The 25,000-nt window shown below is 61.3% G+C and carries 25 protein-coding genes; 16 read left to right on the top strand and 9 right to left on the bottom strand.

The features are described 5' to 3' along the window. Window positions 1-46 precede the first annotated feature (46 nt). The 5 genes from H4V96_RS15825 (at window position 47) to H4V96_RS15805 (ending at window position 6,135) form a co-directional block, all read left to right on the top strand. Window positions 47-1,171 (top strand): hybrid sensor histidine kinase/response regulator, encoded by a 1,125-nt coding sequence (locus tag H4V96_RS15825; RefSeq protein WP_043462512.1) that lies wholly within the window; start codon window positions 47-49, stop codon window positions 1,169-1,171. Continuing rightward, window positions 1,168-4,590: a PAS domain S-box protein gene (locus H4V96_RS15820; RefSeq protein WP_280721044.1), complete on the top strand. Its 3,423-nt coding sequence runs from the start codon at window positions 1,168-1,170 to the stop codon at window positions 4,588-4,590. Before H4V96_RS15825 ends, H4V96_RS15820 begins: the two co-directional genes overlap by 4 nt. Window positions 4,591-4,638: 48 nt before the next feature. Then, window positions 4,639-5,037, top strand: a complete 399-nt coding sequence (locus tag H4V96_RS15815) for an MAPEG family protein (RefSeq protein ID WP_010400445.1) — start codon at window positions 4,639-4,641, stop codon at window positions 5,035-5,037. Between the two features lie 331 nt (window positions 5,038-5,368). Beyond that, window positions 5,369-5,767 (top strand): KGG domain-containing protein, encoded by a 399-nt coding sequence (locus tag H4V96_RS15810; RefSeq protein ID WP_196854820.1) that lies wholly within the window; start codon window positions 5,369-5,371, stop codon window positions 5,765-5,767. Between the two features lie 107 nt (window positions 5,768-5,874). Beyond that, complete coding sequence (locus H4V96_RS15805) at window positions 5,875-6,135, top strand: hypothetical protein (RefSeq protein ID WP_010400440.1); 261 nt, start codon at window positions 5,875-5,877, stop codon at window positions 6,133-6,135. A 9-nt stretch (window positions 6,136-6,144) separates the two neighbouring features. Here H4V96_RS15805 and H4V96_RS15800 read toward each other — a convergent pair whose 3' ends face one another. Together H4V96_RS15800 and H4V96_RS15795 are read right to left on the bottom strand one after the other, a co-directional pair. Continuing rightward, window positions 6,145-6,750, bottom strand: a complete 606-nt coding sequence (locus H4V96_RS15800; RefSeq protein WP_196854821.1) for a DUF2239 family protein — start codon at window positions 6,748-6,750, stop codon at window positions 6,145-6,147. A gap of 88 nt (window positions 6,751-6,838) precedes the next feature. Further along, complete coding sequence (locus H4V96_RS15795) at window positions 6,839-7,336, bottom strand: pyridoxamine 5'-phosphate oxidase family protein (RefSeq protein WP_196854822.1); 498 nt, start codon at window positions 7,334-7,336, stop codon at window positions 6,839-6,841. A gap of 262 nt (window positions 7,337-7,598) precedes the next feature. Here H4V96_RS15795 and H4V96_RS15790 point away from each other — a divergent pair, with 262 nt between their 5' ends. The 5 genes from H4V96_RS15790 to H4V96_RS15770 are packed head-to-tail and all read left to right on the top strand — an operon-like array spanning window position 7,599 to window position 12,107. Then, window positions 7,599-8,252 (top strand): PepSY-associated TM helix domain-containing protein, encoded by a 654-nt coding sequence (locus H4V96_RS15790; RefSeq protein ID WP_010400434.1) that lies wholly within the window; start codon window positions 7,599-7,601, stop codon window positions 8,250-8,252. A 54-nt stretch (window positions 8,253-8,306) separates the two neighbouring features. Continuing rightward, on the top strand, window positions 8,307-8,822 hold the full coding sequence (locus H4V96_RS15785) for a DUF2271 domain-containing protein (protein ID WP_196854823.1): 516 nt from the start codon (window positions 8,307-8,309) through the stop codon (window positions 8,820-8,822). Window positions 8,823-8,834: 12 nt separating this feature from the next. Further along, the gene (locus H4V96_RS15780; RefSeq protein ID WP_196854824.1) at window positions 8,835-9,662 is read left to right on the top strand and encodes a DUF4198 domain-containing protein; all 828 of its coding nucleotides are present in this window, start codon (window positions 8,835-8,837) and stop codon (window positions 9,660-9,662) included. Between the two features lie 26 nt (window positions 9,663-9,688). Then, window positions 9,689-10,729, top strand: a complete 1,041-nt coding sequence (locus H4V96_RS15775; RefSeq protein ID WP_196854825.1) for an FAD:protein FMN transferase — start codon at window positions 9,689-9,691, stop codon at window positions 10,727-10,729. A gap of 13 nt (window positions 10,730-10,742) precedes the next feature. Next, window positions 10,743-12,107 carry a sulfite reductase subunit alpha gene (locus H4V96_RS15770; protein WP_196854826.1) on the top strand — a complete coding sequence of 455 codons (1,365 nt, stop codon included), beginning with the start codon at window positions 10,743-10,745 and terminating at the stop codon, window positions 12,105-12,107. A 57-nt stretch (window positions 12,108-12,164) separates the two neighbouring features. Here H4V96_RS15770 and H4V96_RS15765 read toward each other — a convergent pair whose 3' ends face one another. The 6 genes from H4V96_RS15765 to H4V96_RS15740 all read right to left on the bottom strand — a co-directional run bounded on the left by H4V96_RS15765 (window position 12,165) and on the right by H4V96_RS15740 (window position 16,704). Continuing rightward, on the bottom strand, window positions 12,165-13,397 hold the full coding sequence (locus H4V96_RS15765; RefSeq protein WP_196854827.1) for a DUF2325 domain-containing protein: 1,233 nt from the start codon (window positions 13,395-13,397) through the stop codon (window positions 12,165-12,167). A gap of 30 nt (window positions 13,398-13,427) precedes the next feature. After that, the gene (locus H4V96_RS15760) at window positions 13,428-13,754 is read right to left on the bottom strand and encodes a hypothetical protein (protein ID WP_050855943.1); all 327 of its coding nucleotides are present in this window, start codon (window positions 13,752-13,754) and stop codon (window positions 13,428-13,430) included. 86 nt (window positions 13,755-13,840) lie between these two features. Then, the gene (locus H4V96_RS15755; protein WP_010400423.1) at window positions 13,841-14,038 is read right to left on the bottom strand and encodes a hemin uptake protein HemP; all 198 of its coding nucleotides are present in this window, start codon (window positions 14,036-14,038) and stop codon (window positions 13,841-13,843) included. 256 nt (window positions 14,039-14,294) lie between these two features. Further along, window positions 14,295-15,101 (bottom strand): helix-turn-helix domain-containing protein, encoded by an 807-nt coding sequence (locus H4V96_RS15750; RefSeq protein ID WP_196854882.1) that lies wholly within the window; start codon window positions 15,099-15,101, stop codon window positions 14,295-14,297. A gap of 329 nt (window positions 15,102-15,430) precedes the next feature. Further along, window positions 15,431-16,075 (bottom strand): response regulator transcription factor, encoded by a 645-nt coding sequence (locus H4V96_RS15745; protein WP_010400418.1) that lies wholly within the window; start codon window positions 16,073-16,075, stop codon window positions 15,431-15,433. A 161-nt stretch (window positions 16,076-16,236) separates the two neighbouring features. After that, a complete protein-coding gene (locus H4V96_RS15740; protein WP_010400416.1) occupies window positions 16,237-16,704 on the bottom strand; it encodes a universal stress protein in 468 nt (155 codons plus the stop codon). A gap of 467 nt (window positions 16,705-17,171) precedes the next feature. Between H4V96_RS15740 and H4V96_RS15735 the strand changes: the two genes are divergently transcribed. Then, window positions 17,172-18,029 (top strand): protein phosphatase CheZ, encoded by an 858-nt coding sequence (locus H4V96_RS15735; protein ID WP_070346462.1) that lies wholly within the window; start codon window positions 17,172-17,174, stop codon window positions 18,027-18,029. Continuing rightward, a complete protein-coding gene (locus H4V96_RS15730) occupies window positions 18,029-19,918 on the top strand; it encodes a chemotaxis protein CheA (RefSeq protein ID WP_280721043.1) in 1,890 nt (629 codons plus the stop codon). Before H4V96_RS15735 ends, H4V96_RS15730 begins: the two co-directional genes overlap by 1 nt. 185 nt (window positions 19,919-20,103) lie before the next feature. On the opposite strand, the gene H4V96_RS15725 is transcribed toward H4V96_RS15730, so the two are convergent. Beyond that, window positions 20,104-21,243 (bottom strand): S41 family peptidase, encoded by a 1,140-nt coding sequence (locus H4V96_RS15725; protein WP_280721042.1) that lies wholly within the window; start codon window positions 21,241-21,243, stop codon window positions 20,104-20,106. Between the two features lie 339 nt (window positions 21,244-21,582). Here H4V96_RS15725 and leuC point away from each other — a divergent pair, with 339 nt between their 5' ends. The 4 genes from leuC to leuB all read left to right on the top strand — a co-directional run bounded on the left by leuC (window position 21,583) and on the right by leuB (window position 24,965). After that, a complete protein-coding gene (leuC, locus tag H4V96_RS15720; protein WP_196854830.1) occupies window positions 21,583-22,986 on the top strand; it encodes a 3-isopropylmalate dehydratase large subunit in 1,404 nt (467 codons plus the stop codon). Window positions 22,987-23,060: 74 nt separating this feature from the next. Continuing rightward, window positions 23,061-23,183 (top strand): entericidin A/B family lipoprotein, encoded by a 123-nt coding sequence (locus H4V96_RS15715; protein ID WP_010400408.1) that lies wholly within the window; start codon window positions 23,061-23,063, stop codon window positions 23,181-23,183. A 51-nt stretch (window positions 23,184-23,234) separates the two neighbouring features. Continuing rightward, the gene (gene leuD / locus H4V96_RS15710) at window positions 23,235-23,882 is read left to right on the top strand and encodes a 3-isopropylmalate dehydratase small subunit (protein WP_010400405.1); all 648 of its coding nucleotides are present in this window, start codon (window positions 23,235-23,237) and stop codon (window positions 23,880-23,882) included. 12 nt (window positions 23,883-23,894) lie between these two features. Further along, a complete protein-coding gene (gene leuB / locus H4V96_RS15705) occupies window positions 23,895-24,965 on the top strand; it encodes a 3-isopropylmalate dehydrogenase (protein ID WP_010400403.1) in 1,071 nt (356 codons plus the stop codon). Window positions 24,966-25,000 lie beyond the last annotated feature (35 nt).

Below are 25,000 nucleotides of genomic sequence, written 5' to 3'. Positions count from 1 at the left end.
TTGAAATACGATGGCAGCCTGCCGTTGCGATGCTGAAGATGACTCCGTGACCGCACCTATCCATATCCTCGTCGTTGACGACATCGCGCAAAACCTGGTCGCCGCCGAAGCCGTGTTGGCACGGCCCGGCATTGTTATCCTGAAAGCAAGCTCGGGCGCGCAAGCGCTCGAGCTACTCTTGTCGCATGAGGTGGCACTGGCCCTGATCGATGTGCAAATGCCGCAGATGGACGGTTTTGAATTGGCCGAACTGATACGCGGCAGCGAGCGCACGCGCAGCATCCCCTTGATTTTTCTCACGGCCGCGTCGCGTGAGGCGAGCTACAGTTTCCGCGGCTACGAGGCCGGTGCCGTCGATTTTCTCTACAAGCCTATCGACGTGAAAGCCTTGCAAAGCAAGGTGGCGGTGCTGGTGCAGCTCTACCAGCAAAAGCGCGAATTGTCAGCCCAGCTTGATGAACTCAAGCATGCGCTGCACCTCAATCAGTTATTTACGGCCGTGCTGGGCCACGACTTGCGCACGCCCTTGTCGGTGGTGATGAATGGCGCCATGCTGTTGCCGATGATGAGCGAGCACCCGAAGGTGATCGTGACGGCGCAGCGTATTGAAAGCAGCGCCAAGCGCATGGCGCGCATGGTCGACCAACTGCTGGACCTGGCGCGCATCCGTTCCGGTACGATGGAGTTGCGCAGCAGCACGCACGACTACGCGGCGCTGGCGCGCTCCATCGTCGAAGAATTCGAGACGGCCGGCCAGGCCCCGCTTGTCGAAATGAGCAGTGTTGGCGAGTTGCACGGGCAATGCGATGCGGGCTTGCTATCGCAAGTGATCTCGAATCTCTTATGCAATGCCATCACGCATGGCGAGGCGGGTACGCCAGTGCAGCTGTTCCTCGACGGGCGCGCCGCCGACAGCATTGAGTTGCGCATTGTCAATCGCGGCGTCATCCCCGCCGCTTTGCTGCCGACCCTGTTCGAGCCGTTCCAGCAGGCGGGCGAAAAGCGCAGGTCGGGGCAGGGCTTGGGACTGGGCCTGTACACAGTCAATATGTTCGTCAAGGCCCACGGCGGCACGGTCGAACTCAGTTCGACGGCCACACAGGGCACGTTGGCGACGCTGCGCATGCCGCGCCATTGTCAGGTGCGCGTGCAAGCGGGCGTGGCTGCATGAGCGCGCCAGCCTGGCCGCGCGGTGGCGGCAACATGGGCGCGCTGGTGCGCCAGCATGACTGGTCCGCCAGCAGCCTGGGCGCGCTCGATGGCTGGTCCGCCAGCAGCCTGGGCGCGCTCGATGGCTGGCCCGCCCATCTGCGTACCAGCGTTGACATCGTGCTCAATTCACCGATGGCGATGGTGCTGATGTGGGGGCCGCAGCACGTGATGATTTACAACGACGACTACATCCAGATCGCCGGGGCGCGCCATCCGGCGGCGCTGGGTGGCACAGTACCCGCCGTCTGGCCCGAAATCTGGGACTGGAATGCGCGCATCCTCGAGGCGGGAATGCGCGGCGAGACGCAGGTGCACCGCGAATGCTGCCTGCCGCTGTTGCGCGAAGGGCAGCGCGCGGATGTCTATTTCGACCTGTTTTACACGCCCGTGCATGGCGTCGGCGGCCAGGTCGACGGCGTGCTGTGCACGGCGCTGGAATTGACGGCGCGCATGGAAGAGGGGCGCCAGTTGAAGCTGGCCACGGCCGAGCTGGGCGAACTCAACACTACCTTGCAGATGGAGAGCGAGGCAGTGCGCGCGGCCAACCGCCGCTTGGGCGAAGAACGGGCGTTGTTGCGCGCCCTGTTCCAGCAGGCGCCCAGCTTCATGGCCTTGCTGCGCGGACCGCAGCATGTGTTCGAACTGGCCAATGAACATTATTTACGCCTGGTGGGACGCCGCGAACTGGAACTGCTGGGCAAAACCGTCGAATCGGCCTTGCCCGAATTCAAGGCGCAGGGCTTCATCGCGCTGCTGGACCAGGTCTACCGTACGGGCGAGTCCTACGAAGGGCGCCAGGTGAAGGTGGATTTGCAGATGGCGCACGGCCAGTCGGGACCGCGCTATATCGACTTCGTGTATCAGCCCATCAAGAATGACGAGGGCGTGGTCACTTGCATCCTCGTCGAGGGCCTTGACGTCACCGAGCGCATGGAAGGCGAGGAGCGGCTGCGCCTGGCCCAGCAGGCGGGCGGTATCGGCAGCTTTGAATGGTTCCCCGAGACGGGCGCGATGCTGGTGTCGCCCATGTTCCGTCGCCTGTGGGGCATTGCCGACGACGTGGAGGTCACGCAGCACTTGCTGGTGAGCCTGGTGGACGAGCGGGACTTGCAGAAGGTGGGGCCGAGCAAGCTTGATCTGGTGCAAAATCCCCTTGAGTATGTGGAGTACCGCATCCGCCGCCCTACCGACGGCGCGGTGCGCTGGATCGCGCGCCAGGGCGAAGTGGTGGCCGGCCGCGTGCCGGGCCAGCGACGCTATGTGGGCGTGTCGTTCGATGTGACGGAACGACGCCGGATCGAGGATGAGCTCAACGCTAGCCAGGAGCGCATGGCGGCCATTTTCGGTCAGGCTTCGGTGGGCTTGTCCGAGCTGGGCCTCGATGGCCGTTTCCAGCGCGTCAACGGTGCCCTGTGCCGCATGTTGGGCCGCTCGGCCGAAGAGCTGCTGAGCCTAAACATGAAGGACATCATGCATCCGGCGGACGTGACTGGCAACAGCGTGCTGTTCCAGCGTCTGGTGGAAACGGGAGCCTCGTTCTCGCTGGAAAAGCGCTACCTGAAGCCCGATGGTTCACAAGTGTGGGTGTCTAGCAATGTCAGTCGTTTGCTCGACGAGCAGGGACAGACGCGCTCCTTGATTGCCGTCAAGATTGATATTACGGAGCGGCGCCGCGTGGAAAAAGCGCTACATGAATTGAACGAAACGCTGGAACACCGTGTCGAACAGGAAGTCAATGAGCGTGCCAAGGCGGAAGATGCCTTGCGCCAGGCGCAAAAGATGGAAGCCGTGGGCCAGCTGACAGGTGGCATCGCGCACGACTTCAACAACGTGCTGCAAATCATCTCCGGCAATTTGCATTTGCTGCATCATTTGACGGGCACGGATGGCGTGATGCGCCAGCGTCTGGAGACGGCGCTTGCCGCCGTCGAGCGGGGCGCCAAACTGTCGTCGCATCTGCTGGCGTTTGCGCGGCGTCAACCGTTGAAACCCGTGGTGGCCGACCTGGCGCGTGTGGTGCGCAACATGGATGCGCTGCTGCGGCGCGCCCTGGGCGAAGCGATCGACATCGTACTGGTGGGCGGCGGAGGGCTATGGAATACGCTGGTTGACCGCAGCCAGATCGAGAACGTGATCCTTAATCTGGCCATCAATGCGCGCGATGCCATGGATGGCGTGGGTAAGCTGACCATCGAGTTGGGCAATGTTGTGCTCGACGAGCAGTATGTGCACAAACTGCTCGACGTGCCGCCCGGGCAATATGTGATGCTGTCGGTGACGGACACTGGCCGCGGCATGAGTGGCCCCGTGCTGCAGCGTGCGTTCGAGCCGTTTTTTACCACCAAGCCGGAAGGTGCGGGCACGGGCCTGGGCCTGTCGATGGCATATGGCTTCGTCACGCAAAGCCGCGGCCATATCCGCATTTATAGTGAACCTGGCGTAGGCACGGGAGTCAAAATCTATTTGCCGCGTTCCCTGATGGCCGAAGCGGACGAGGAAGTGGAATTGAGCGGCGTCGTCGCGGGCGGCACGGAAACCGTGCTGGTGGTGGAAGACGACGTGGGTGTGCGCACCACCGTAGTCGACATGTTGGGTGCGCTAGGCTATACCGTACTCAAGGCCGAAGATGGCGAAAGCGCGCTGGCCGTGCTGCAAGGCGACGCGCAGATCGACTTGCTGTTTACCGACGTGATCATGCCTGGCCCTGTCAGCAGCACGGAAATGGCACGCCAGGCGCGCGAGTTGCAGCCTGACATTGCCGTCCTGTTTACCTCGGGCTATGCGCAAGACATCATCGTGCATGAGGGCAGGCTCGACGTGGGAGTGGAATTGCTCAGCAAGCCGTATCGGCGCGAAGAACTGGCGCGCAAATTGCGCCATGTGCTGGCCTATGGCCAGCAGCAAATGCGCGCGCGCCAATGTGAGCGGTCCGGCATGGCGCTGCGCGGCAGCATGACTGCCAGCGTTCTGGAGGGCGGTACGCCAGGGCTGGACTTGACCGGCCATGCTTTGCTAGCGCAGGGTGAGATGCCGACATCGATGAAAATTCTCGTGGTGGAAGATAATCTCGATTCGCAGTTGATGGTGTGCGAACTGGTGGGTATGCTGGGCCACACGGTCAGTGGTGTTTCCGATGGCGAGACGGCGTGGGAATTGCTTAAAGAGCAAGAGTTTGATATCTTGTTTACCGATGTCAGCCTTCCCGGCATGTCCGGCATCGCGCTGGCACGCATGGTGTTGCGCGAGAAACCGGGTATGCGCATCATCTTTTCCACCGGCTATGGCAAGGAGTCGATGGACGAACTGGGGTTTTCCGCCAGTGTTTTGCGCAAGCCGTATGATTTGACGGAATTACAAGCAGCACTCGACCAACCCTGACGGACACGCGCCGGTACGGCCTGCCTATCTCACTTTGCAAAGACACATATGACTCCTGAATTGACCATGCTGGGCTTCACTTTGGTACTGGCGCTGGTGCAAATCCTGCTGCCGGCGCTGTTTCGTACGCGCGAAACAGGCACTGCGTACAACATGAGCGCACGCGATGGTGACGGGCCGCCCGTGGGCAAGATCACGGGTCGCTTGCAGCGGGCCAAGGCGAACCTGTTTGAAACCTTGCCCCTGTACGCTATTGCCGTGCTGATCGCCCATGTGACGGCGCAAGAAAGCGTACTGACCCTGTACGGCGCGGCCCTGTACCTGGCCGCCCGCGTGCTCTACCTGCCGCTATACGCCTTGGGCGTTCCCGTCGTGCGCACGCTGGTGTGGTGCGTGTCGATTGTCGGCTTGCTGATGCTGTTCTGGGCCATCCTGTTCGCTTCCTGAGGTCCTATGGCAGATCCTCTGCCAAGTCCTACGCTGCATGACGCCTGTCATGTGGCGCCTGTCCAATGGCGGTGCGGCTGACGCACATGCGCCACCACCTCTCGTTTTGGCGCTGCCCACTGCCCCCTAACTGCTGAGTGTCTGGTACTTTTGGTAAAAAACTGAAAGTAATTATGCCACCGGGGGCGGGACTCATCCTACATACGCTCTTGCCATCGTCCTATTACTTGCGGCCCATGCACGCACTAAGATGAGTGTTCCCTTGCCGTGCGAGGGGGAAGAATTGCATGGTTTGCACTGTTTTCTGATTCCATCGATCAAGGAGATCATCATGGCCACATCAAGCGACAATAAACAGCAAGGTAGTAAAACCAGCAGTGCCCGCAGTACCAGCAGCACCGGCAACACTGGCAACAAGCAAAGCGATACCAGCAAGCGTGGCTTCGCTTCCATGGACCCTACCCAGCAGCGCGAAATCGCCAGCGAGGGCGGACGTGCCGCACATGAAAAGGGCACGGCGCATGAATTCACGTCGGAAGAAGCACGCCGCGCGGGTAGCCAGAGCCACAAAAACGATGCCAGCCGGCAAAGTGCCTCCAGCTCCAGCTCCAGCTCCAGCGGTGCGCGTGACAATGCCAACCTGAAGCAGGAGGGCAACCGTGACAGTGGCAGCAAGCAAAGCGGTACAGCCGGTTCGGGAACGGGTTCGCCCGGCTCGCGTAATAAGTAGGCACACGCTTTAGCAAGGCAGGCCTGGCCGGCGGCAATCGCGCATTGCCGCCGGCCAACGCACAGTCAATGGTCGATCAACGCGCACTCACGAGCGGAGGGCAGACAATGAGCAGCTTCACCATGCCGCAGCGCGGCAATAGCCAGGGCGGTACGTCGTTTACGCCGGGCGGCAAGCAAAGCACGGCCGAGTCGGCCGAAAGCTTCGTGCTGGTCGATAGCGAGCAAGGCCTCGATATCGGCGACGATGTGTTTTCCATCGGTGAAGTTCGGCGTGCCGACCGCTTGCCGACTCTGCCCGGCGCCGCCGGGCAGAGTCGGCACAGCGCCGATGATGGGCCTGACACCACGGGCAGCACGGGCGTCTGAGCGACTCGCCTAACGTTCTTCGCTCTCGGACCATCCGCGCTGTGCCAAGTGCAAGACGTGCTCGCGCACGTCGGCGGGCCATTCCTGCACACACGCGAGGAATGCCGGCTGCTTGCCGGCGAACAGGGCGCGGCTGGCTTCCTCGAAGCCGCGCGCATCGCCCGCCAGCGCGCTCATGAATTTATAAGCCGCTTCGCGCGCCTGGCGTTGCTCATCGTGCGCCTTGTTGCCGCGCTGCGCGTGTTCCACTAGTTTGCGCAAGGCTACGGAGGCACCGCCCGGCTGGGTCGCCAGCCATTCCCAGTGACGCGGCAGCAGGGTAATTTCGCGCGCCACCACGCCCAGCTTCGGGCGGCCAGCCGTGCGCGCGGGCGGTGGTGCCGCTGGCTCATCGATGGTCGGCGCCGCTTCGCGTGGCAGCCGCTGCAGCACGTCGGCCAGGCTGCCGTGCAGGTTCAAGTCCATCTGGCTGCCGCTGTCGTCATCGAAGACCAGGATTTGTGCGCTGGGATCGCGCGTCACCAATTGCTTCAGTGTTTGCGCCACCGTATGCAGTGTGCCAGCGGCAACTTTGTGTGGGCCTGCAAAGGCCGTAACGTGGGGGGGTGCGTGCATGTCTTGCCCTGTAAGAGTCAGTGTGCAGAAGATTTTACCCGGGTTAAATTAAAAGTCAATAAAGCCCGGGTAAAATGTGGCAGCCCTGCTACAGGTCGACCCGGCCGTGTTCACCCACGTCTTTCGGCGGCTCGCCCGTGATGGCAGCCTTGGCCATTGCATAAAATTGCATCATCTTGCTGGCACTGCTGTCCCAATACTCGGCCGACTCGATGGTCACCTTGATCAGCGACAGCTTCGGATCGTCGAGCCCGCCCGGGAACCAGGCTTGCACCAGCGGGTTCCACAATTGCTCCGCCTTGGCGCGGTCTTTCAGCAGCTGCGCATGGCCACAGATGGACACATACAGGCTGTCGCCCGTGTCGGCAAAGCTCACATTGACTTGCGGATTGTTGAGCAGGTCGCGTGTATAGGCCGCCGCGTTCGAAACAAAGAACCAGATGTTGCCGTCTTGATCCACCTGCTGCTGCGTCAAAGGTCGGCTGGTGAGGTTGCGCATGTCGTCGCTGGTGCACAGCATGCCGAATTTGATGTCCTTGATCTTGGCCGCGATGCTGGCCAGTTGTTCGTTGGAATACGCTTGCATGGCTTGCTCCCTTGATGATGATCTTGAATAACAGCATAGGCCGATACCGCTTGTGGCTCTGTACGGCAGCTTACATAGCGGGCTCGCTTTGTTGCAGCGCTGTTACAAAACGCTGGGTTGGAGGCGAGCCTATGTATTGACTTAATAAATGATAATCATTATCATTTGTTTGATGTGATGGATATGAACTTTGATTGAAGGATGGGAATGAAGCATATTGACTTGCCGCGCCGCCTGGCGCGCTCCTTGCCGGGGGGGCTCGGTGGGTAAGGCGGGCGCCGCAGACAAGGCGAAGAGCAATGCCAGTCGCGCCGTCTGGCTCAAGCACTTACATCAATGGCATTGGATCAGTTCGGCACTTTGCCTGTTGGGCATGTTCCTGTTCGCCATCACCGGCATCACCCTGAACCACGCCAGCCAGATTGAAGCTAAGCCCTCGATCACGCGGCAAAAGGCACAACTGCCGGCCACGTTGCTCACCGAACTGGCCGCGTATGCGGCCCAGCATGATGGTGCCAATGCGCCCATGCCCGCCGTCGCCGAAACCTGGTTGCAACAGCAATGGTCGCTGAACGCGGGCGGGCGTGCCGCCGAATGGAGCGTCGAAGAAGTCTACCTGCCATTGTCGAAGGCGGGCGGCGACGCCTGGGTGCGCATCGGCCTGGAAGACGGCGCTGCCGAATACGAATTGACGGACCGGGGCTGGGTGTCTTGGCTCAACGATGTGCACAAGGGCCGCAACACGGGCGTGGCCTGGAACTGGTTCATCGATATTTTTGCCGGCCTGTGCATCGTGTTTTGCCTGACGGGTGTATTGATTTTGAAGTTCCACGCGGTCAACCGGCCATTTACCTGGCCGATGGTAGGCCTCGGTATTTTGATCCCTTGCGCGATCGCCTTGCTGTTTATTCATTAATTTCCAATTAATTATTTATTGATTGTTTTTACTTTTCCTTTTTACAGGCACACCATGAAATTACGCTACTCCCTGGCGCTTGGCCTTCCCCTCATCGGTACTTCGGCGATGGCGGCCGACCTGGCCCTCAAGATTGAAATCCCGCAACTGAACGCGGCGGAGTATCACCGTCCCTACGTGGCGGCATGGCTGGAAACGGCCGATCAAAAGGTCGTCGGCAACCTGGCGGTGCTGTATGACATGAAAAAGAAGGACAAGGCAGGAGAAAAATGGCTGAAGGACATGCGCCAATGGTGGCGCAAGAGCGGTCGCGACCTGAGCATGCCGATTGACGGCGTCAGCGGTGCCACGCGTGCGCCGGGCGAATATACCTTCAATTTCCCTGGTGCCAAGGCTTTGCTCGACAAGCTGCCGGCCGGCGAATACCAGGTGGTGGTGGAAGCGGCGCGCGAAGCGGGTGGGCGCGAAGTGGTACGCGTGCCGTTCCAGTGGCCGCCGAAATCGGCCCAGTCCGTGCCAGTCAAGGGCAAGGAAGAACTCGGCAATATCGTCGTCCAACTCAAACTTTAAGGCGCATCCATCATGTTCAATAAACTGAATAAACCGCTGCTCGCGCTGGCCCTGGCCGGCTTGACCATGAATGCCCACGCCCACCGCGGCTGGATGGTGCCATCGAGCACGATGGTAGAAAGCAAGGACGCCTGGGTGACGGTGGACGCGGCCATCTCCGATGGCTTGTTCGAGATTGACCATCAGCCGCTGCGCCTGGACGCGCTGCAAGTGACCGGCCCCGATGGCGCGAAAGTGACGCCGGCGAACACCGTCACGGGCCGCTTGCGCAGCGTGTTTGATGTGAAGATGGAAAAGCCCGGCACCTACAGGGCGGCCATCGTGTCGCAAAACGTGATGGCCAACTACAAGCAAAATGGCGAGCAGAAGCGTTTCCGCGGCAACGAGGAAACGTTCAAGAAAGACATGCCGGCCGACGCGCAAGAGGTGAAAGTCACGCGCACGGCCAGCCGTCTGGAAACGTTCTTCAGCAATGCCGAAACCAGCATGGAAGTATTCAAGCCGACGGGCATAGGACTGGAATTCGTGCCTGTCACCCATCCGAACGATTTGCGTGCCGGCGAGAAAGCCACGTGGCGCTTCCTGGTCGACGGCAAGCCGGCGGCCAACCAGGCGTTCAGCCTGGTACCCGGTGGCGTACGCTACCGTGGCGTGCTGGGCGAAATCCGCCAGAGCACCGATGCCAAGGGCGAGATCACGTTCACGCTGCCAGCGGCAGGCATGTATTACTTGAGCAGCACCTGGCCAGCGGTGGTGGCGCCGGCCGTGGCCGGGCAGTCGCCAGCCATGCCTGAGCGCCGTTCGACCTACGCGGCCACCTTGGAAGTGCTGCCGCAGTAAGCGGCGGCAGCTTTACGAGAGCATCGATGCGACGCGTCTTGCTGCCTCAGCATATTTCCGATCAGGTCGCGCCGCCCGGCGCCGCGATCCGGGATCTGCGCGGGCTGTCCATGGGCACCAGCTGGTCGGTCCGCCTGCTCGAGTGTGCCATGCCGGGGCGTGCCGGCAGCGTCGACCTGCAACTGGGCTTGCAGCAGCAGCTGGACCTTGTCGTCGCGCAAATGAGCCATTGGAACGAGGCGTCCGACCTGGGACGCTTCAACCTTGCCGAGCCCGGTAGCTGGCACAGCCTGCCCGCTGCTTTTTGCGAGGTGCTGGGCTTTGCCATGCATGTGTCGCAAGCATCCGGCGGCGCGTACGACCCTTGCGCCGGCGCCCTCGTCAACCTATGGGGCTTTGGTCCCCGCAAGCGCTACGATCAGCCCGACTTCATGCTGCCGAAAGACGACACCGTGGCGCTGCTGCTGTCGCAGCGTCAGCGGCAACGCTTGGAGCTGGACTTGCCGGCCCGCCGTGCGCGCCAGCCCGGTGGCTTGCAACTCGATTTGTCTGCCGTGGCCAAGGGCTATGGCGTGGACCGCCTGGCGCGCTACCTCGATAGCCAGGGCATCGAGCATTATCTGGTCGAGGTGGGGGGAGAGCTGCGCGGCGCCGGTTGCAAGCCCGATGGCCAGCCATGGTGGGTGATGCTGGAACAGGTCGATGGCGCCGCCGATAGTGCCGTTAATGCACAGCATCCGTCGGAAATGTTGCTGGCGCTGCACGGCTTGTCCGTCGCCACTTCGGGCGACTACCGGCGTTTCTTTCAGGATGGCACAGCGCGTTTTTCCCATACGATCGATCCGCGCAGCGGCATGCCGATCGCCAATCAACTCGCTTCCGTCACCGTTGTGCACGCCGAATGCATGGCGGCCGATGCCTGGTCGACGGCCTTGACGGTGCTCGGCCCCGAGGCCGGCATGGCGCTGGCCGAAGAGCAGGGCCTGGCCGCGCGTTTCTTGCAGCGCGATGGTCTTGCCTACCACGAAACGCTGAGTAGCCAGATGCTGGCCATGCTCGACGAATGAACGATTACTTGCCATGATTTTTACACACGATACGGCACGGCTGACCTTGCTGGCCGCCCTGTCCCTCAGTTATGCGGGCGTGTGCCTGGCGCCCTGGCTGCGCGCGCGCACCAAGCGGCGTGCCGTTGTTGCCGCCCAGGCGGCGCTGGCGAACAGCTCTGCCTGGCTGGTGGCGTATGCCAGCCAGACGGGCAATGCCGAGGAGTTGGCCACGCAAACTGCGCGCAGCCTGCAACTGGCGGGCATTTGCGTGCGCCTGTGCGCGCTGGCCGAACTCACGGCCGCTGATCTGCAACAAGCGGAGCGGGCCCTGTTTGTGGTCAGTACCTATGGCGAGGGCGACGCGCCCGACAATGCGGCCGCCTTCATGGGCAGGCTGATGACGGGTGAGCTTGCGCTACCGCAATTACACTATTGCCTGCTGGCCCTGGGCGACCGCAGCTATGGCCAGTTTTGTGGCTTCGGCCGCGCGCTCGATGCCTGGCTGGCGGCGCAGGGCGCTTCGCGCCTGTTCGAGCGCATCGAGGTTGACCGCAGCGCCAGCGCTAGCATTGAACAGTGGTTCCAGCATCTGAGCCACCTGGCCGGTACCAGCGATGCACCCGACTGGAGCGCCCCGGCCTTTGGCGACTGGCGTTTGACGCAGCGGCGCCAGCTCAATCCGGGTAGCGCGGGCGGTGCCATTTATCACGTGGAACTGGTGCCAGTGGCGGGCAGTCTGCCGCACTGGCAGTCGGGCGACCTGGTGCAGGTGGCCGCGCCGGCCGATGCAAGCCAGCCGCGCGAGTATTCGATTGCCTCCATCCCGCGCGACGGCGGCGTGCACTTGCTGGTGCGTCAGCATGCCCATCCCGATGGCAGCCTGGGTCTGGCCTCGGGCTGGCTGACGGCGCAGGCGGCTGTCGGCGACGTGGTTCAGCTGCGCTTGCGCCAGCATCGACGTTTCCGTCTGGAAGACAATGCCCAGCGGCCATTAATCTTGATTGGTAACGGTAGCGGTATCGCCGGCTTGCGCGGCCACCTGAAAAGCCGTGTGCTGGCAGGGCAACGGCGCAATTGGCTGATCTTTGGCGAGCGCAACGCGGCCCACGATTTCCATTACCGCGAAGAAATTGAAGGCTGGCATGCCAGTGGCGACTTGCCGCGCCTGGACCTGGCTTTTTCGCGCGACCAGGCGCAGCGCACCTACGTGCAAGATCGCCTGCGTGGCAATGCCGACGAAGTCAGGCTGTGGCTGCAACAGGGCGCGGCCATCTACATTTGTGGCAGCCTGGCCGGCATGGCGGGCGGCGTCGACGAGGCTTTGCAAGAGATGCTGGGCCGGCCCGCGCTCGACGCGCTGGCGGCCGCTGGGCGCTATCGACGCGACGTGTATTGATTGCTGCCCCGCCGAGTTGACACAAGCGAGCGCTATCGTCGCGCCGCCCGCCGTATTTTAGTGCTCTGCGTCCAGCGCGGCCGGTTGTATTTCCCCGCTCACTTCCTGCAAGCCGCGCGCCAGGCTGGAGATGCTTGGGTTGTCGATGAAGACACAGCGCTTGCCCGTGCGCTTGCAATAATCTTTCACGCGCCAGTAGGCGCTGTGGCTGATGCAGCCGGTCTGGCAAATCACCAGGTCGGCCGCCGCCAGGCTTGAATCGAGCAAGTTGGCATTGTCTTCCAGGCCGCCATCGTGGTGGGCAAACTGTGCGCCCACCCGCTCGATCAGGGCGCGGTAAGTGGCCACATTGCCGCTGCGACCGCCCACGCACAAGACGCTTTGATCAAGCAGGCGGATCGGCATTTTCAGCTTGCCGCCGGTCGGCACTTCCAGCTTCGGTGCCGGTGCCGGCGGCGACATGGCGGTGCCTGGACGTGCTTGGACTTGCTTCAATTCCGCGATTTGCTGGCGCAAGTCTTTTTCACGCTCATCCATTTGGGCCAGGCGCTCGACCAGGCGTGTGCGCGATTCCAGCGCCGGGACGGCAGCCTGCAATTGTGCCAGCTCACAGCGCAAGGCGTCGAGCACGCTATCCTTGCCGATCGATTCGGCCCGCGTGCGCAGCAGCACGGCTTCCTGGCGTTCCAGTTCGCCCGTTTTTTCCATCAGCATGGCCTGGCCGCGCTGTTGCAGCTTGGCCAGTTCGTGCGCCAGGCGTGCATTTTCTTCCTGCAATGCGGTAAATTTTCCCATGTCGGCGCGCACGCAGGCACCGGCCTGGTGCTGGATCATGTGCAAGTCGCGGCACATTTGCTCTTCCAGTTCGGCGTCGCAGCGCGGATGCGTCAGGCCGGCCCAGAAAGCGCCCGACACGTCGCCGTTGGCGACGGCCGTGCGCCACAGTTGCGCTACCTGCCCGGTGCTCTTGGCGCTGCGAAAGCGCAGGATCACAGGGGCGTAGCGGCGTTCGAGTTCCTTTTGCAGAGCTTCGGACAGGCGGTTGCGCGCGCCACATTCCGTCACGGCCCCCACGTGCACTTCGTAGTCGTCGGCCAGTACGCGCCCGCCCGTCATCTTGCCCACCAGCTTGCGCAAGTAGCCTAGCGGCAAGCCCACGCCGACCAGCGGGCAATGGCAGGTGTGTGACAGTTCCCACAGCCGGCGGCGGCGCGAAGCGAGCGCCGCCGTTTCGGCCTCGCCGTTGGAACAATTGCTGATGACGGGCAGGGACTTGTCGTGCTCACACATGGCGATATCCTATTGGGCGGTGGAGGGGGATTATTGCGGCAGGGACGAGGCCGGGCCTTTGGCGCTCAGCAAGCGTGCCAGGCGCTCAAGCATGGTGTCCTTCGGCGGCGCAGGTCGCTGTTGCACCACCAAGGTGGCCCATTGTTGCGACAACTGCTGGCAGGTCGCTTGCAGCACAGGACTCAGGCTGGGCGAACTGGACAACACTTGCAGATGGCGTTCGATGACAGCGGCCAGTTGCTCGCAGGGACTGCCTGCATGGTAGTGCGACATCAGGTGCAGCACGGCCGAGAGCAGCAATTCAGGCTGTTGGCCCTGCGGGGATGGAAATATCGGGGAAGGTCGCTCGTTCGCCATGAAACACTCCTGTGCGGGTGGTATGGCTGGCTGCGCGCACGCGACGCGACTGGCTGGCGAGTATGGTGACTGGCTGTCGTGCTGTTTCAGGCAGTCAGGATCAGCTTATTTAATTGGGTGACGCGCAGGCGATAGATTTTGCCGCTGTGCTCAATTTCCACTTCGCGGCCTTGTTGCAGCAGCGCTTCGCTGGTGATGCGGCGCGCCGGTTGCGCCATGCTGACGGGAGGGCGGGCGTGGGCGGTAGCGGCATCCTGGATCAAGGCTGGTTTTGAGCGTTGCATATTGGGCTTTCTTTGTCTCAGTTGAGAATGATTCGTATTTGCATTATTCTCGAATGTGGCCCGAAAAGCAAGGCTTATTTGTGCGCAATCCGCGCTTTTTTACGCCCGCATGACAGCGTGGATGAGGAAGGCGGCTGGACAAAGGCGGCCGCAGGCGCGGCATGCGAGGAGAGCGGCAGCAAAAAAGACTTGGCCAAGGCGGTGCGCGCCTTGTCCAAGTCAAGCCTGTGCCAAGCTTGAAGGAGTGGGGACTTACTTAGATGGTGGCCAGCAATTGCGCCGAGGCGGTAGCGGCAGCCGTGTTGTCGGCCTTCAGCTTGGCCGCTGCCAACTGTTTCGCGCGCGAGCGTGAGGGCGGCAGGCGGCGCAGGGTTTTCAGCGCCTCCGGGTCCTTCAAGCCGATGGTGCGCTGATCGACCGAGATCAGGCCGATTTCATTGAAGGCCGACAGGGTGCGGCTGACCGTTTCCAGGGTCAGGCCCAGGTAGCTGCCGATTTCATGGCGCGTCATGCGCAGGTTGAATAGTTTGCTTGAGTAGCCCATTTGCGCAAAACGCTCGGCCAGCGAGACGAGGAAGCGCGCCACGCGGGCCTCCGCGCTGAGGGCGCCCAGCATGCCGATCATGGCTTGCTCGCGCACCAGTTCGCGGCTCATCACGCCATACATGACGTTTTCCAGTTCCAGGTGGACTCTGCCTAGCGCCGTCAGTTTCTTGAACGGCAGCAGTATCAGGTCGCAGTCGGACAAGGCCACCGCTTCGGACGAGTAATGGCGCGAGTGGATGCCATCGACGCCGAGCATGTCCCCCTTCATGGGAAAGCTGAGTACCTGCTCATTGCCGAATTCGTCGATGAGCACGGTTTTCAGGAAGCCCGAATTGACGATGTAGAGGGTATCGAAGGCCTGGCCGATGGTGTGCACGCGCTGGCCCGTCTTGAATTGCACGTGCTGGAACAGCAGCTCATCGGCGGCGACGGTGCAGGCGCTGGAGATATGCAGCAGGTCGCATACTTCCTTCAGGTTCGACCATAGCCGCCCCTGGCGCTGGCGCCCCGCTTCCATCGGCGAGGAGGGGGACAGCGATGGAGAGGCAGCGCGGGTTTCAGGCGTTTGCGTGGACGGCATGTTCATCTCCTGGTGACAGGTAGTTCAGAGTTGAATGACAGGGTGCACAGGGTGGCGGGCAGGCAAGGGCGACGCGCATCCAGGCTGGTAAATCTCAATTCGCGGAAGACTTGCTGGGTGATGAAATAACTTTCCAGCAACTTGACGACTGGTTTCAGTATGCCAACAAGCGTCCCGAATTCATATCAGCAGAGGCTGAATATGGCAGTAGGAGCTATGGTAGTTGATGTAGGATTGTTCCTACGCGATGGTGCGCCTGGACATGCTCAGCTCTTGAAGGGCGACAGCAGGCGGTGCGCCACCGCATACTGGACCATTTCTGACAGCGAACTCATGCTCATCTTTTGCATGATGCGCGTCTTGTGGGTGCTCACCGTCTTCACGCTCAGATGCAGGTTATTGGCGATTTCGGTGATCGACTTACCCGCCACGAGCAGGGAAAAGACTTCGAATTCGCGGTCTGAGAGCTGTTTGTGCAGCAAGCTTTCGTTCGGCATCATGATGTTGAGCACGAGCTGCTCGGCTACCTCGGCGCTGATGTAGGGACGTCCCGACGCCACCTTGTGTATCGCGCCCACCAACTGGGTGCCCGCGCTTTCTTTGGTCAGATAGCCTTGTGCGCCAGCGCGGATGGCGCGCACCGCATACTGCTCTTCCTCGTGCATGGTGAGGATCAGGATGGCCAGCTTGGGTGCCTCGCTGCGGATTTGCCGGATCAGGTCGACGCCGCTGCGGCCGGGCATCGACAGGTCGAGTAGCAGCAGGTCGAAGCCGCCCTGGCGCACGTGATTGAGTACGTCAAAGCCGTCGATGGCTTCACCCACGATGTCGATGTCGGGTGCGCCATCAAGAATGCGCTTCAATCCTTCCCGCATGATGGTATGGTCATCAGCAATCACGATACGTATCATAGGCGGGCAATCTGGAGGCAGGTAGTGTGCTTCGGCCGTTTTGTGGCGGCCGGTCGAGTGTTGAGAAACGAGAAACATTGTCATTTTAACCGAATGGCCGCAAGTTTGTCTTCTTACCCGCTAGGCCGGCTGCGCCGCCCCCCCTGCGGCGATGCGAACTGCTATTGCGGTGGCGGTTCCTTGATCAGCCTATGCACCAGTACGGGCAATGTCGAGTGCGACAGCACCTTGTTGGTCACGCTGCCGAGCAGCAATTGCCCCCAGCCGCTGCGGCCATGCGAACCCATGAAGATCAGGTCGCAGTGCTGCGATTGCGCCGCTTCGACGATTTTCATGGCCGGGCTGTCGGAAAAAGCGGTCAGGCCCGTCGCTTCCAGGCCCCGCTTGGCAGCGGCGTCGAGGATGGGCTGCCAGTGCTCTGTGCCGGCCTTGCGCATGGCGATCCGATATTCTTCTTCGCTGGGATAGCTCGGTGGAATGATCTCGATGTACACCGGATACTGGTATTCGGGCGCCACGTACAGGGCAACGATGTCGGCGTTCATCTGTTCGGCAAAGGCAACGCCGGCGCAAGCGGTCAAGTTGGAGACGGTGGAGCCGTCCGTGGCGATCAGAATTTTCTTATACATGGCAGGTCCTTTGGCAGTGACTCAGCGCGCGTAACGCCCCTCATTGTAGACGCGGCGGCAGTATGGTATTCATATAGGGACTTGATAATTATCAATACTGTTGCACCTTTAGTATAGACAACATTGGTAGAGGGATTGTGTTTTAATTGCAACTATAGTCGTGGAGTACTGTTGTGCAAGCACCCTTGAGTAAGATTTCTTGTCTGGCGCGTGGTCTTGTGCGCACGCCAATGGTAGTATTTCAAAATACAACAGCAGGAACACTTATTTCCTGGGAGAAAAGCTCTTGTGGGCCGGCTTTGCACCAGGAAGCGCGTTTTGAGATTTACCAACAGGGTGGCGCCCTGCTACACTCGCACCATCGCAGCGGTATTGCCTCAAATCATCTTAATCGAGAAATTGTGGGTATCAGTCTGTAAAACGCACAGTTCAGGCGGAATTTTGACAATTTATGGAGAAGCAGGGATATGACCAACGCCGCTGATGATTTCGATGCATTATTCGATGAAGTATCTGCGCAAAGTGCGGCAGCTCCCCAGCCCGCACCCGCTGCAGCGCCCGCAGCCGTGAGCGCGGACGACGATTTTGACGCGCTGTTCGACTCGGTGTCGGCCAGCGCCAGCGTGCCGGCAGCCGCAGCGGAAGCGCCAGTCGCCGCCGCGCCGGAAGCGCCAGCCGCATCCCCCGCAGGCGTGCCCGGCGAAGCGGCCGTTGCGGTCGACCAGTCCGACAAGCCGATGTTTGAACGCCTGGGCGGCATCGTGCGCCTGCTGCACGATTCGCTGCGCGAACTGGGCTACGACAAGGCGTTGACGGAAGCGTCGTCGCAGATCGTCGACGCCCAGGACCGCCTCGAGTATGTCGCCACACTGACGGAACAGGCCGCCAACAAGGTCTTGAATACGCTAGACGAGGGCATGCCGGCGCAAGATGTGTTGTCGAAGAAAGCCAAGGACATGGACAGCCGCTGGACGGCGCTGTTCGATGGCAAGCTGAGCCTGGAAGAATTCAAGGCCCTGGCCGGCGATTCCCGTCAGTTCGCGCAAGCCGTTGCCGAGGCGACGGAAGCGGAAAAAGCGCGCTTGCTGGAAATCATGATGGCGCAGGACTTCCAGGACATCACGGGCCAGCTGATCAAGAAAGTGGTCAACATCACCAAGACGGTGGAGCACGAGCTTGCCCAGCTGCTGCGCGACAATGCACCGGCCGAAGTGCGCGAAAAACTGGCGCAAAAGCCGGTGCCGCTGATGCAGGGCCCGTCCGTTCCTTCGGTGGCGCTGGACCAGGATAATGTAGACGACCTTCTTGCCGATTTGGGATTCTAATGGACGATATGCTCAAGGATTTCGTCGTTGAGGCGATGGATCTTGCGGTGAATGTTGAAGAGCACTTATTGTGTCTTGAGCGTGATCCCGACAACAAGGAAACACTGAATGCCGTGTTTCGCTCCTTCCACACCATCAAGGGTGGTGCCGGCTTCATGGGCCTACCCGCGCTGGTGGCTGCCTGCCATCTGACGGAAAACCTGTTCGACGCCTTGCGCACGGGCGCCGCACCGGTGACGCCGATCGCCATCGAGGCGGCATTGCAAGCGTCCGGTTTCGTGGCCGACCAGCTGACGGAACTGGCCAACGGTAGCGCGCCGGAAAGCTTGCCGGCCATGCCGGAAGAGCTGGAGCACATCCTGACGAACGCCATCGAAGGCAAGGGCATGGACGCCGCTGCGCCTGCTGCTGCGACGGCTGTGGAAGTGGCCGCGTCCGTTGCCGCAGTCGTCGTCGCTGCGCCGGTTGCCGCTGTTGCCACTGCCAGCGCCGATGGCCTGGACTGGGAAGGTATGTATAACGCCGTCGTGCCGGCGGGCAGCCAGCTTGCTGGCACACCGGCGCCTGTCGCCGCTGCGCCTGTCGCTGCGGCCGCCGCGCCTGCTGCTACTGCTACTGCTACTGCTGCCGCCAAGCCGGCAGGCAAAGCCTGGGATGGCGCGGAACGTCGCGAAGAACGTCCGGAAGTGCGCCATGCCGCGCCCGTCAAGGAAGACAGTATCCGCGTCGACGCCGTCAAGCTAGACGCCCTGCTGGAAGTGGCCGGCGAATCGGTACAGGCTGCGAACCAGGCCGCCGTGCTGCTCGAACGCTTGTTGCAATTCAAATTCGAAGGGCAAGCTGCTACCCTGATGGCGACCCTGGCGGAAACGCTGGAACGCGCTTCGCGCTACTCGACCGAGTTGCAGCGGGCCACGCTTGCCACGCGCATGCAACCGGTGGGCCGTCTGTTCCAGAAATTTCCGCGTCTGGTGCGCGAACTGGCAAAAGACTTGGGCAAGGATGTCGAGCTGACCATTGAGGGTGCGGAGACGGAAGTCGACCGCGTGGTAGTTGACAGCCTGTACGATCCGCTCGTGCACATGTTGCGCAATTCGCTAGACCATGGCGTCGAGTCGCCGGAAGCGCGTCTGGCCGCCGGCAAGCCCGCCAAATCGTATATTTCACTGAAGGCTTGGCAGGAAGCGAACAGCGTCATGATCGTGCTGCAGGATGATGGCAAGGGCATGGACCCGCTCTTCCTGCGCAGCAAGGCACAGCAAAAAGGCTTGATCAGCGAAAGCGCGCAATTGAGCAACGACGAATGCTTCCAGCTGGTGTTCCTGCCGGGCTTCTCGACCAAGGAAGTCGCCTCCAGCGTTTCCGGTCGCGGTGTCGGCATGGACGTGGTCAAGACAGCCGTGGAGAAAAATCGCGGCGCCATCCATATCGAATCGACGCTGGGCAAGGGCACCAAGTTTGCCATCCGCCTGCCGATCGAGCTGTCCATCGTGCCGACCATGCTGGTGTCGACGTCGGGTGCCGCGCTGGCGCTGCCGATGGCGGTGGTGCAACGCGTCGTCGAATTGCCGGAAACCTTCATGGAAGTGGGTGGCGCGCCGGTACTGAAAGACCAGGGTCGTCCATTGCCCGTGCGCTCGCTGGCCGGCTCCCTGGGCTATGAAGCGTGTAGCGAACGCGTGGGCATTGTTGTTGCTGCGCCACAGCCTTATATTCTGGCCGTGGCAGCCGTCGATGGCACGGCCGACCTGGTGATCAAGCCGATGACGGCCATCACCGTGGAAGGCATTACCGGCACCGCCCGCTCTGCCGAAGGCGAGCTGGTACTGGTAGTAGGCCTGTCGTTCCTGATGGATGGTTGCAGGGGTAGTGTGCGCATGGCCGCATGATGGCACCTGACAAAACCTGCTGCGCGTCGGTATAGGCAGCCTGCGATGCTCACCGTACCAGAGTACGGTGGCGCTTCTTGGTCAGGCTTGCATTCCGCTCGCTACGGTTTTCTCAGCTGCCTTTAGTATCGTTGTATTCATTCGAAAGCCCGCTATGCATAGCGGGCTTTTTTTTCATGGTGCAATCACATGCTGCCCGGGCGCAGGGTGCCGCCTTCCAGCCAGCGTTGCACGCGCACGATTTCCTGGGCGTGTTCCGCTTCGTCCTTCGGTGGCGGCAGGTAGATGTCGGGCATGATGCCGTTCAGGTCGACCTGTACCTGCGGCAAGCGGGCCGAGCGCGAGGTCGCGTACATGAGCTGGCGTAGCCCTGAGGGCAAGGCATGCAGGCGCACGTTCGAATAATCGAGCGCACCGTAGCTGCTGCGGCCGATCAACTTGACATGAAAACTCTGCCGTACCGCCAGCAGGAATTGTTCGCAGGAGCTCCCGCAATCGCGGTCGACCAGTACCGCGACGCGGGCCGGCTGCGTCTTCTTTTTGGGCAAACTTCCATAGCTGACAGGCCCATCGGTTCGCTGTGTTACAAACTGGCCTGATTCGACGCTGCGCATCCGGGCGACGGCATGCTCACTGTCTGTCGTGCACGAGGCATCACCGGGGGCGTACAGCGCGCAGATACCTTCCTGTCCGGCAATATTGGCTGGCGTGGCCAGCCATTCGCCACCCACGCTGACGATCTCGCCTGAGCTGATCCATGGCAGCAGTGGCGCATAAGTACTATCACTGCCGCCATCATTGCGCCTGACATCAATGATCCAGTGGGGGTGGGTGGCAAGATCGTGACGTTTGCTTGCCAGTAAATCAGCGATTGCCTTGCCGTACTGAGGAAAAAAACTGGGCAGTGTCAGTAAGGCGGTCCGAGGTGACAGCAGTTGCAGCGATGGCGCTCTTTTATCAACCGTATTTGCAGTGGGCGTGGAGGGCGGCGCTGGTTTGCTGTGCTTCAATGCTGCGCTGGGCACGATCTGCAGATGGCCTGTGCGCCACTTACTCAGATAATCGGCCAGGATGACATTACAAGCAGATGCATCGCTAGTGTTTTCCGCGGCCTCGCTTGCGCGGCTCAGCGCCAGGTCGAAATACGCCGCTCCCTTTTGCGCCAGGTGCTGGCGCGCCCCCGTGTCATTTTCCAGCAGGAAGGGCGCAATGTCGTGCAAGTCCTGCAGGCAGCTTGCTCCCGGCGTGGCCGCCGCCGCATCGGCGCTGGCCAAGGGCGGCGCGGCCAGGGTCAGGGCGGCCAGCGCCAACAAATTCAGTTTCATTGAGGTCCTTCGGTGTGGTGGCGCGCATGCGCCGGTGTTTATTGTCAAAATACAATACACATAATATCAAGAAAAAATGGCAATTTCTGATCGCGCCGTGACACGTTCGGCGGCCCGCCTGCGGATAAGCGCGGTCTGCCGCCAATGTGCTGATATCGGCAATTTCCAGCTCATATCTAACGGTGTAGCCAAACTTTGTATCGCCAACACCACGCTTTTACCTGTTTCGGTTCTGTGTTGCGCAATGTATGGCATAATCCTTGTGGAGCACCGTATGACTTAGCATGACTTGGTATCACTTGATCACTTACTACAGGCTGTGGCAACGCTGCATAAATCATGATGAAGACGCTTTACGACAAACTCTGGGAATCCCACGTTGTTCGGGCCGAAGATGATGGCACGACAATTTTGTACATCGACCGGCACCTGCTGCACGAAGTCACCAGCCCGCAAGCCTTCGATGGCCTCAGCGTGGCAGGCCGCCAGCCGTGGCGCATTTCCGCCAACCTGGCCGTGGCCGACCATAACGTGCCGACCACCAGCCGCATCGACGGCATTGCCGATCCGGTCTCGCGTCTGCAGGTGGAAACGCTGGACAAGAACGCCAAGCACTATGGCCTGACCTACTTCAACATGAATGACAAGCGCCAGGGGATCGTGCATGTGATCGGCCCTGAACAGGGTGCGACCTTGCCCGGCATGACGGTTGTTTGCGGCGATTCGCACACGTCCACGCACGGCGCCTTTGGCGCTCTGGCGCACGGCATCGGCACGTCGGAAGTGGAGCACGTGCTGGCCACGCAAACCTTGCTGCAAAAGAAATCCAAGTCCATGCTGGTGCAGGTTGACGGCGCCTTGCCGGCCGGCGTGACGGCCAAGGATATCGTGCTGGCCATCATCGGCAAGATCGGCACGGCCGGCGGTACCGGCTACTGCATCGAATTTGGCGGCGCGGCCATCCGTGCGCTGTCGATGGAAGGGCGCATGACGGTGTGCAATATGGCCATCGAGGCGGGCGCGCGCGCCGGCATCATCGGTGTCGATGACACCACCATCAATTACGTCAAGGGCCGTCCGTTTTCGCCGGCCGGTCCGCACTGGGAGCGCGCCGTGGCCTACTGGCGCACCCTGCATTCGGACCCCGGCGCCCGCTTCGACCTGGTCGTCACGCTCAACGCGCAAGACATCGTGCCGCAAGTGACCTGGGGCACATCGCCCGAGATGGTGGTCGGTATCGATGGCCGCGTGCCCGATCCTGACCAGGAAAAAGACAGCGTCAAGCGCGACGCGATGGAAAAGGCGCTGGTCTACATGGCCCTGAAACCGAATACCGCCATCGAAGACATCCGTATCGACAAGGTCTTCATCGGTTCTTGCACCAATTCGCGCATCGAAGACTTGCGCGCGGCCGCTGCCGTGGTGCGCGGCAAGCACCGCGCCTCGAACGTCACCCTGGCGCTGGTGGTGCCCGGTTCCGGTCTCGTCAAGGACCAGGCCGAGCGTGAAGGCCTGGACCGTATCTTCAAGGATGCCGGCTTCGAGTGGCGCGAGCCCGGTTGCTCGATGTGCCTGGCCATGAATGCGGACCGTCTGGAGCCGGGCGAGCGTTGCGCCTCGACTTCGAACCGCAATTTCGAGGGCCGGCAGGGGCAGGGCGGCCGGACCCATCTGGTGTCGCCAGCGATGGCGGCAGCGGCGGGCATCGCCGGCCACTTTGTCGACGTGCGGGCTTTGCGATGATGGCAGGGGCGGGTGCCGCTGGCGCTGGCGTACACTAGCATTGCCCGTTCCATACTTACTATCAAGAAATCATCATGAAAAAACTCTTCGCCCTCCTCATCGCCACCGTCATCCTGTCTGGCTGCAACACCGTCTCCGGCATCGGCCGCGATGTGCAGAAAGTCGGCCAGGTCGTCACTGGCGCCGGCGGAAAATAAACCGTGACGTGCCGGCGCCCTGCGCCGCGCGTCTTAACGAGTAGACATAGCATGGATAAATTTACGCTTTACGAAGGCCTGGTAGCGCCGCTGGACCGCGCCAACGTCGACACCGACGCGATTATTCCGAAGCAATTCCTGAAATCGATCCACCGCAGTGGTTTCGGCCCCAACCTGTTCGATGAATGGCGCTACCTCGACCATGGCGAACCGGGCCAGGACAATAGTCGGCGTCCGCTGAACCCTGAGTTCGTGCTCAACGAGCAACGCTACCAGGGCGCTTCGATATTGCTGACGCGCAAGAACTTCGGCTGCGGCTCCTCGCGCGAACACGCGCCGTGGGCGCTCGACCAGTATGGTTTTCGCGCCATTATCGCGCCCTCGTTTGCCGACATCTTCTTCAACAATTGCTACAAGAACGGCTTGCTGCCCATCGTGCTGTCGGAAAGCCAGGTCGAGCATCTGTTCCATGAAGTCAAGGCCTTCCCCGGTTACAAGCTGGTGGTGGACCTGGAACAGCAATGCGTGCGCACCGGCAATGGTAGTGTCTCGTATCCGTTCGAGATCGATGCCTTCCGCAAATACTGCCTGATGAATGGGCTCGACGATATCGGCCTGACTCTGCGCCATGCCGACGATATCCGCGCCTTCGAAGAACGCCACCTCGCCACGCAACCCTGGCTCGCCAACGTCATCTGATCGATAAAAAATATGAAAATTGCAATCTTACCCGGCGACGGCATCGGTCCTGAAATTGTCGCGCAAGCCGTCAAGGTCTTGCATGTGCTGGGCGAATCGTTCGAGCTCGAAACAGCGCCCGTGGGCGGCGCCGGCTATGCTGCGCATGGCCACCCCTTGCCGGAAGGCACACTGGCCCTGGCAAAAGCGGCCGATGCCGTGCTGTTCGGTGCCGTTGGCGATTATCAGTACGACAATCTGGAGCGCCAGTTCCGTCCCGAGCAAGCGATTTTGGGCTTGCGCAAGAACTTGGGCTTGTTCGCCAACCTGCGTCCGGCCATTTTGTACCCGGAACTGGCGGGTGCCTCGACACTGAAGCCGGAAGTGGTGTCCGGCCTGGATATTTTGATCATCCGTGAATTGACGGGCGACATTTATTTTGGCCAGCCGCGTGGCGTGCGCGAGTGCCCGGACGGTCCGTTCAAGGGCCAGCGCGAAGGTTTTGACACCATGCGCTATGCGGAAGGCGAAATCCGCCGCATCGCCCACGTGGCTTTCCAGGCGGCGCAAAAGCGCGACAAGCGCCTGACCAGCGTGGACAAGGCGAACGTGCTCGAAACGTTCCAGTTCTGGAAAGACATCGTCATCGACGTGCACAAGCAATATCCTGACGTTGCGCTCGATCATATGTATGTCGATAACGCGGCCATGCAGCTGGTGCGGGCGCCGAAGAAATTTGACGTCATGGTGACGGGCAATATGTTCGGCGACATCTTGTCGGACGCGGCCGCCATGTTGACGGGCTCGATCGGCATGCTGCCGTCCGCTTCGCTCGACGCCAACAACAAGGGCTTGTACGAGCCTTCGCACGGTTCGGCGCCCGACATCGCGGGCAAGGGCATCGCCAATCCGCTGGCGACGATCCTGTCGGCGGCCATGATGTTGCGCTATTCGCTGAACCGCGAAGAGCAGGCGCTGCGCGTCGAGGCTGCGGTGAAGAAGGTGTTGGCGCAAGGTCTGCGCACGGCCGACATCCATGAAGCGGGCACGACTTTGGTCGGTACCGAGGCCATGGGTGATGCAGTTGTAAAAGCACTGGGATAAAATAGTCTAATGACGGCAGTCGCCGTCTCATCTTG

The organism is Janthinobacterium sp. CG_23.4 (genome assembly GCF_029892305.1).
Taxonomy (GTDB): domain Bacteria; phylum Pseudomonadota; class Gammaproteobacteria; order Burkholderiales; family Burkholderiaceae_D; genus Janthinobacterium; species Janthinobacterium lividum_D.
Note: the sequence above shows the minus strand (reverse complement) of the source record. Positions and strands in the feature narration are given on the sequence as shown.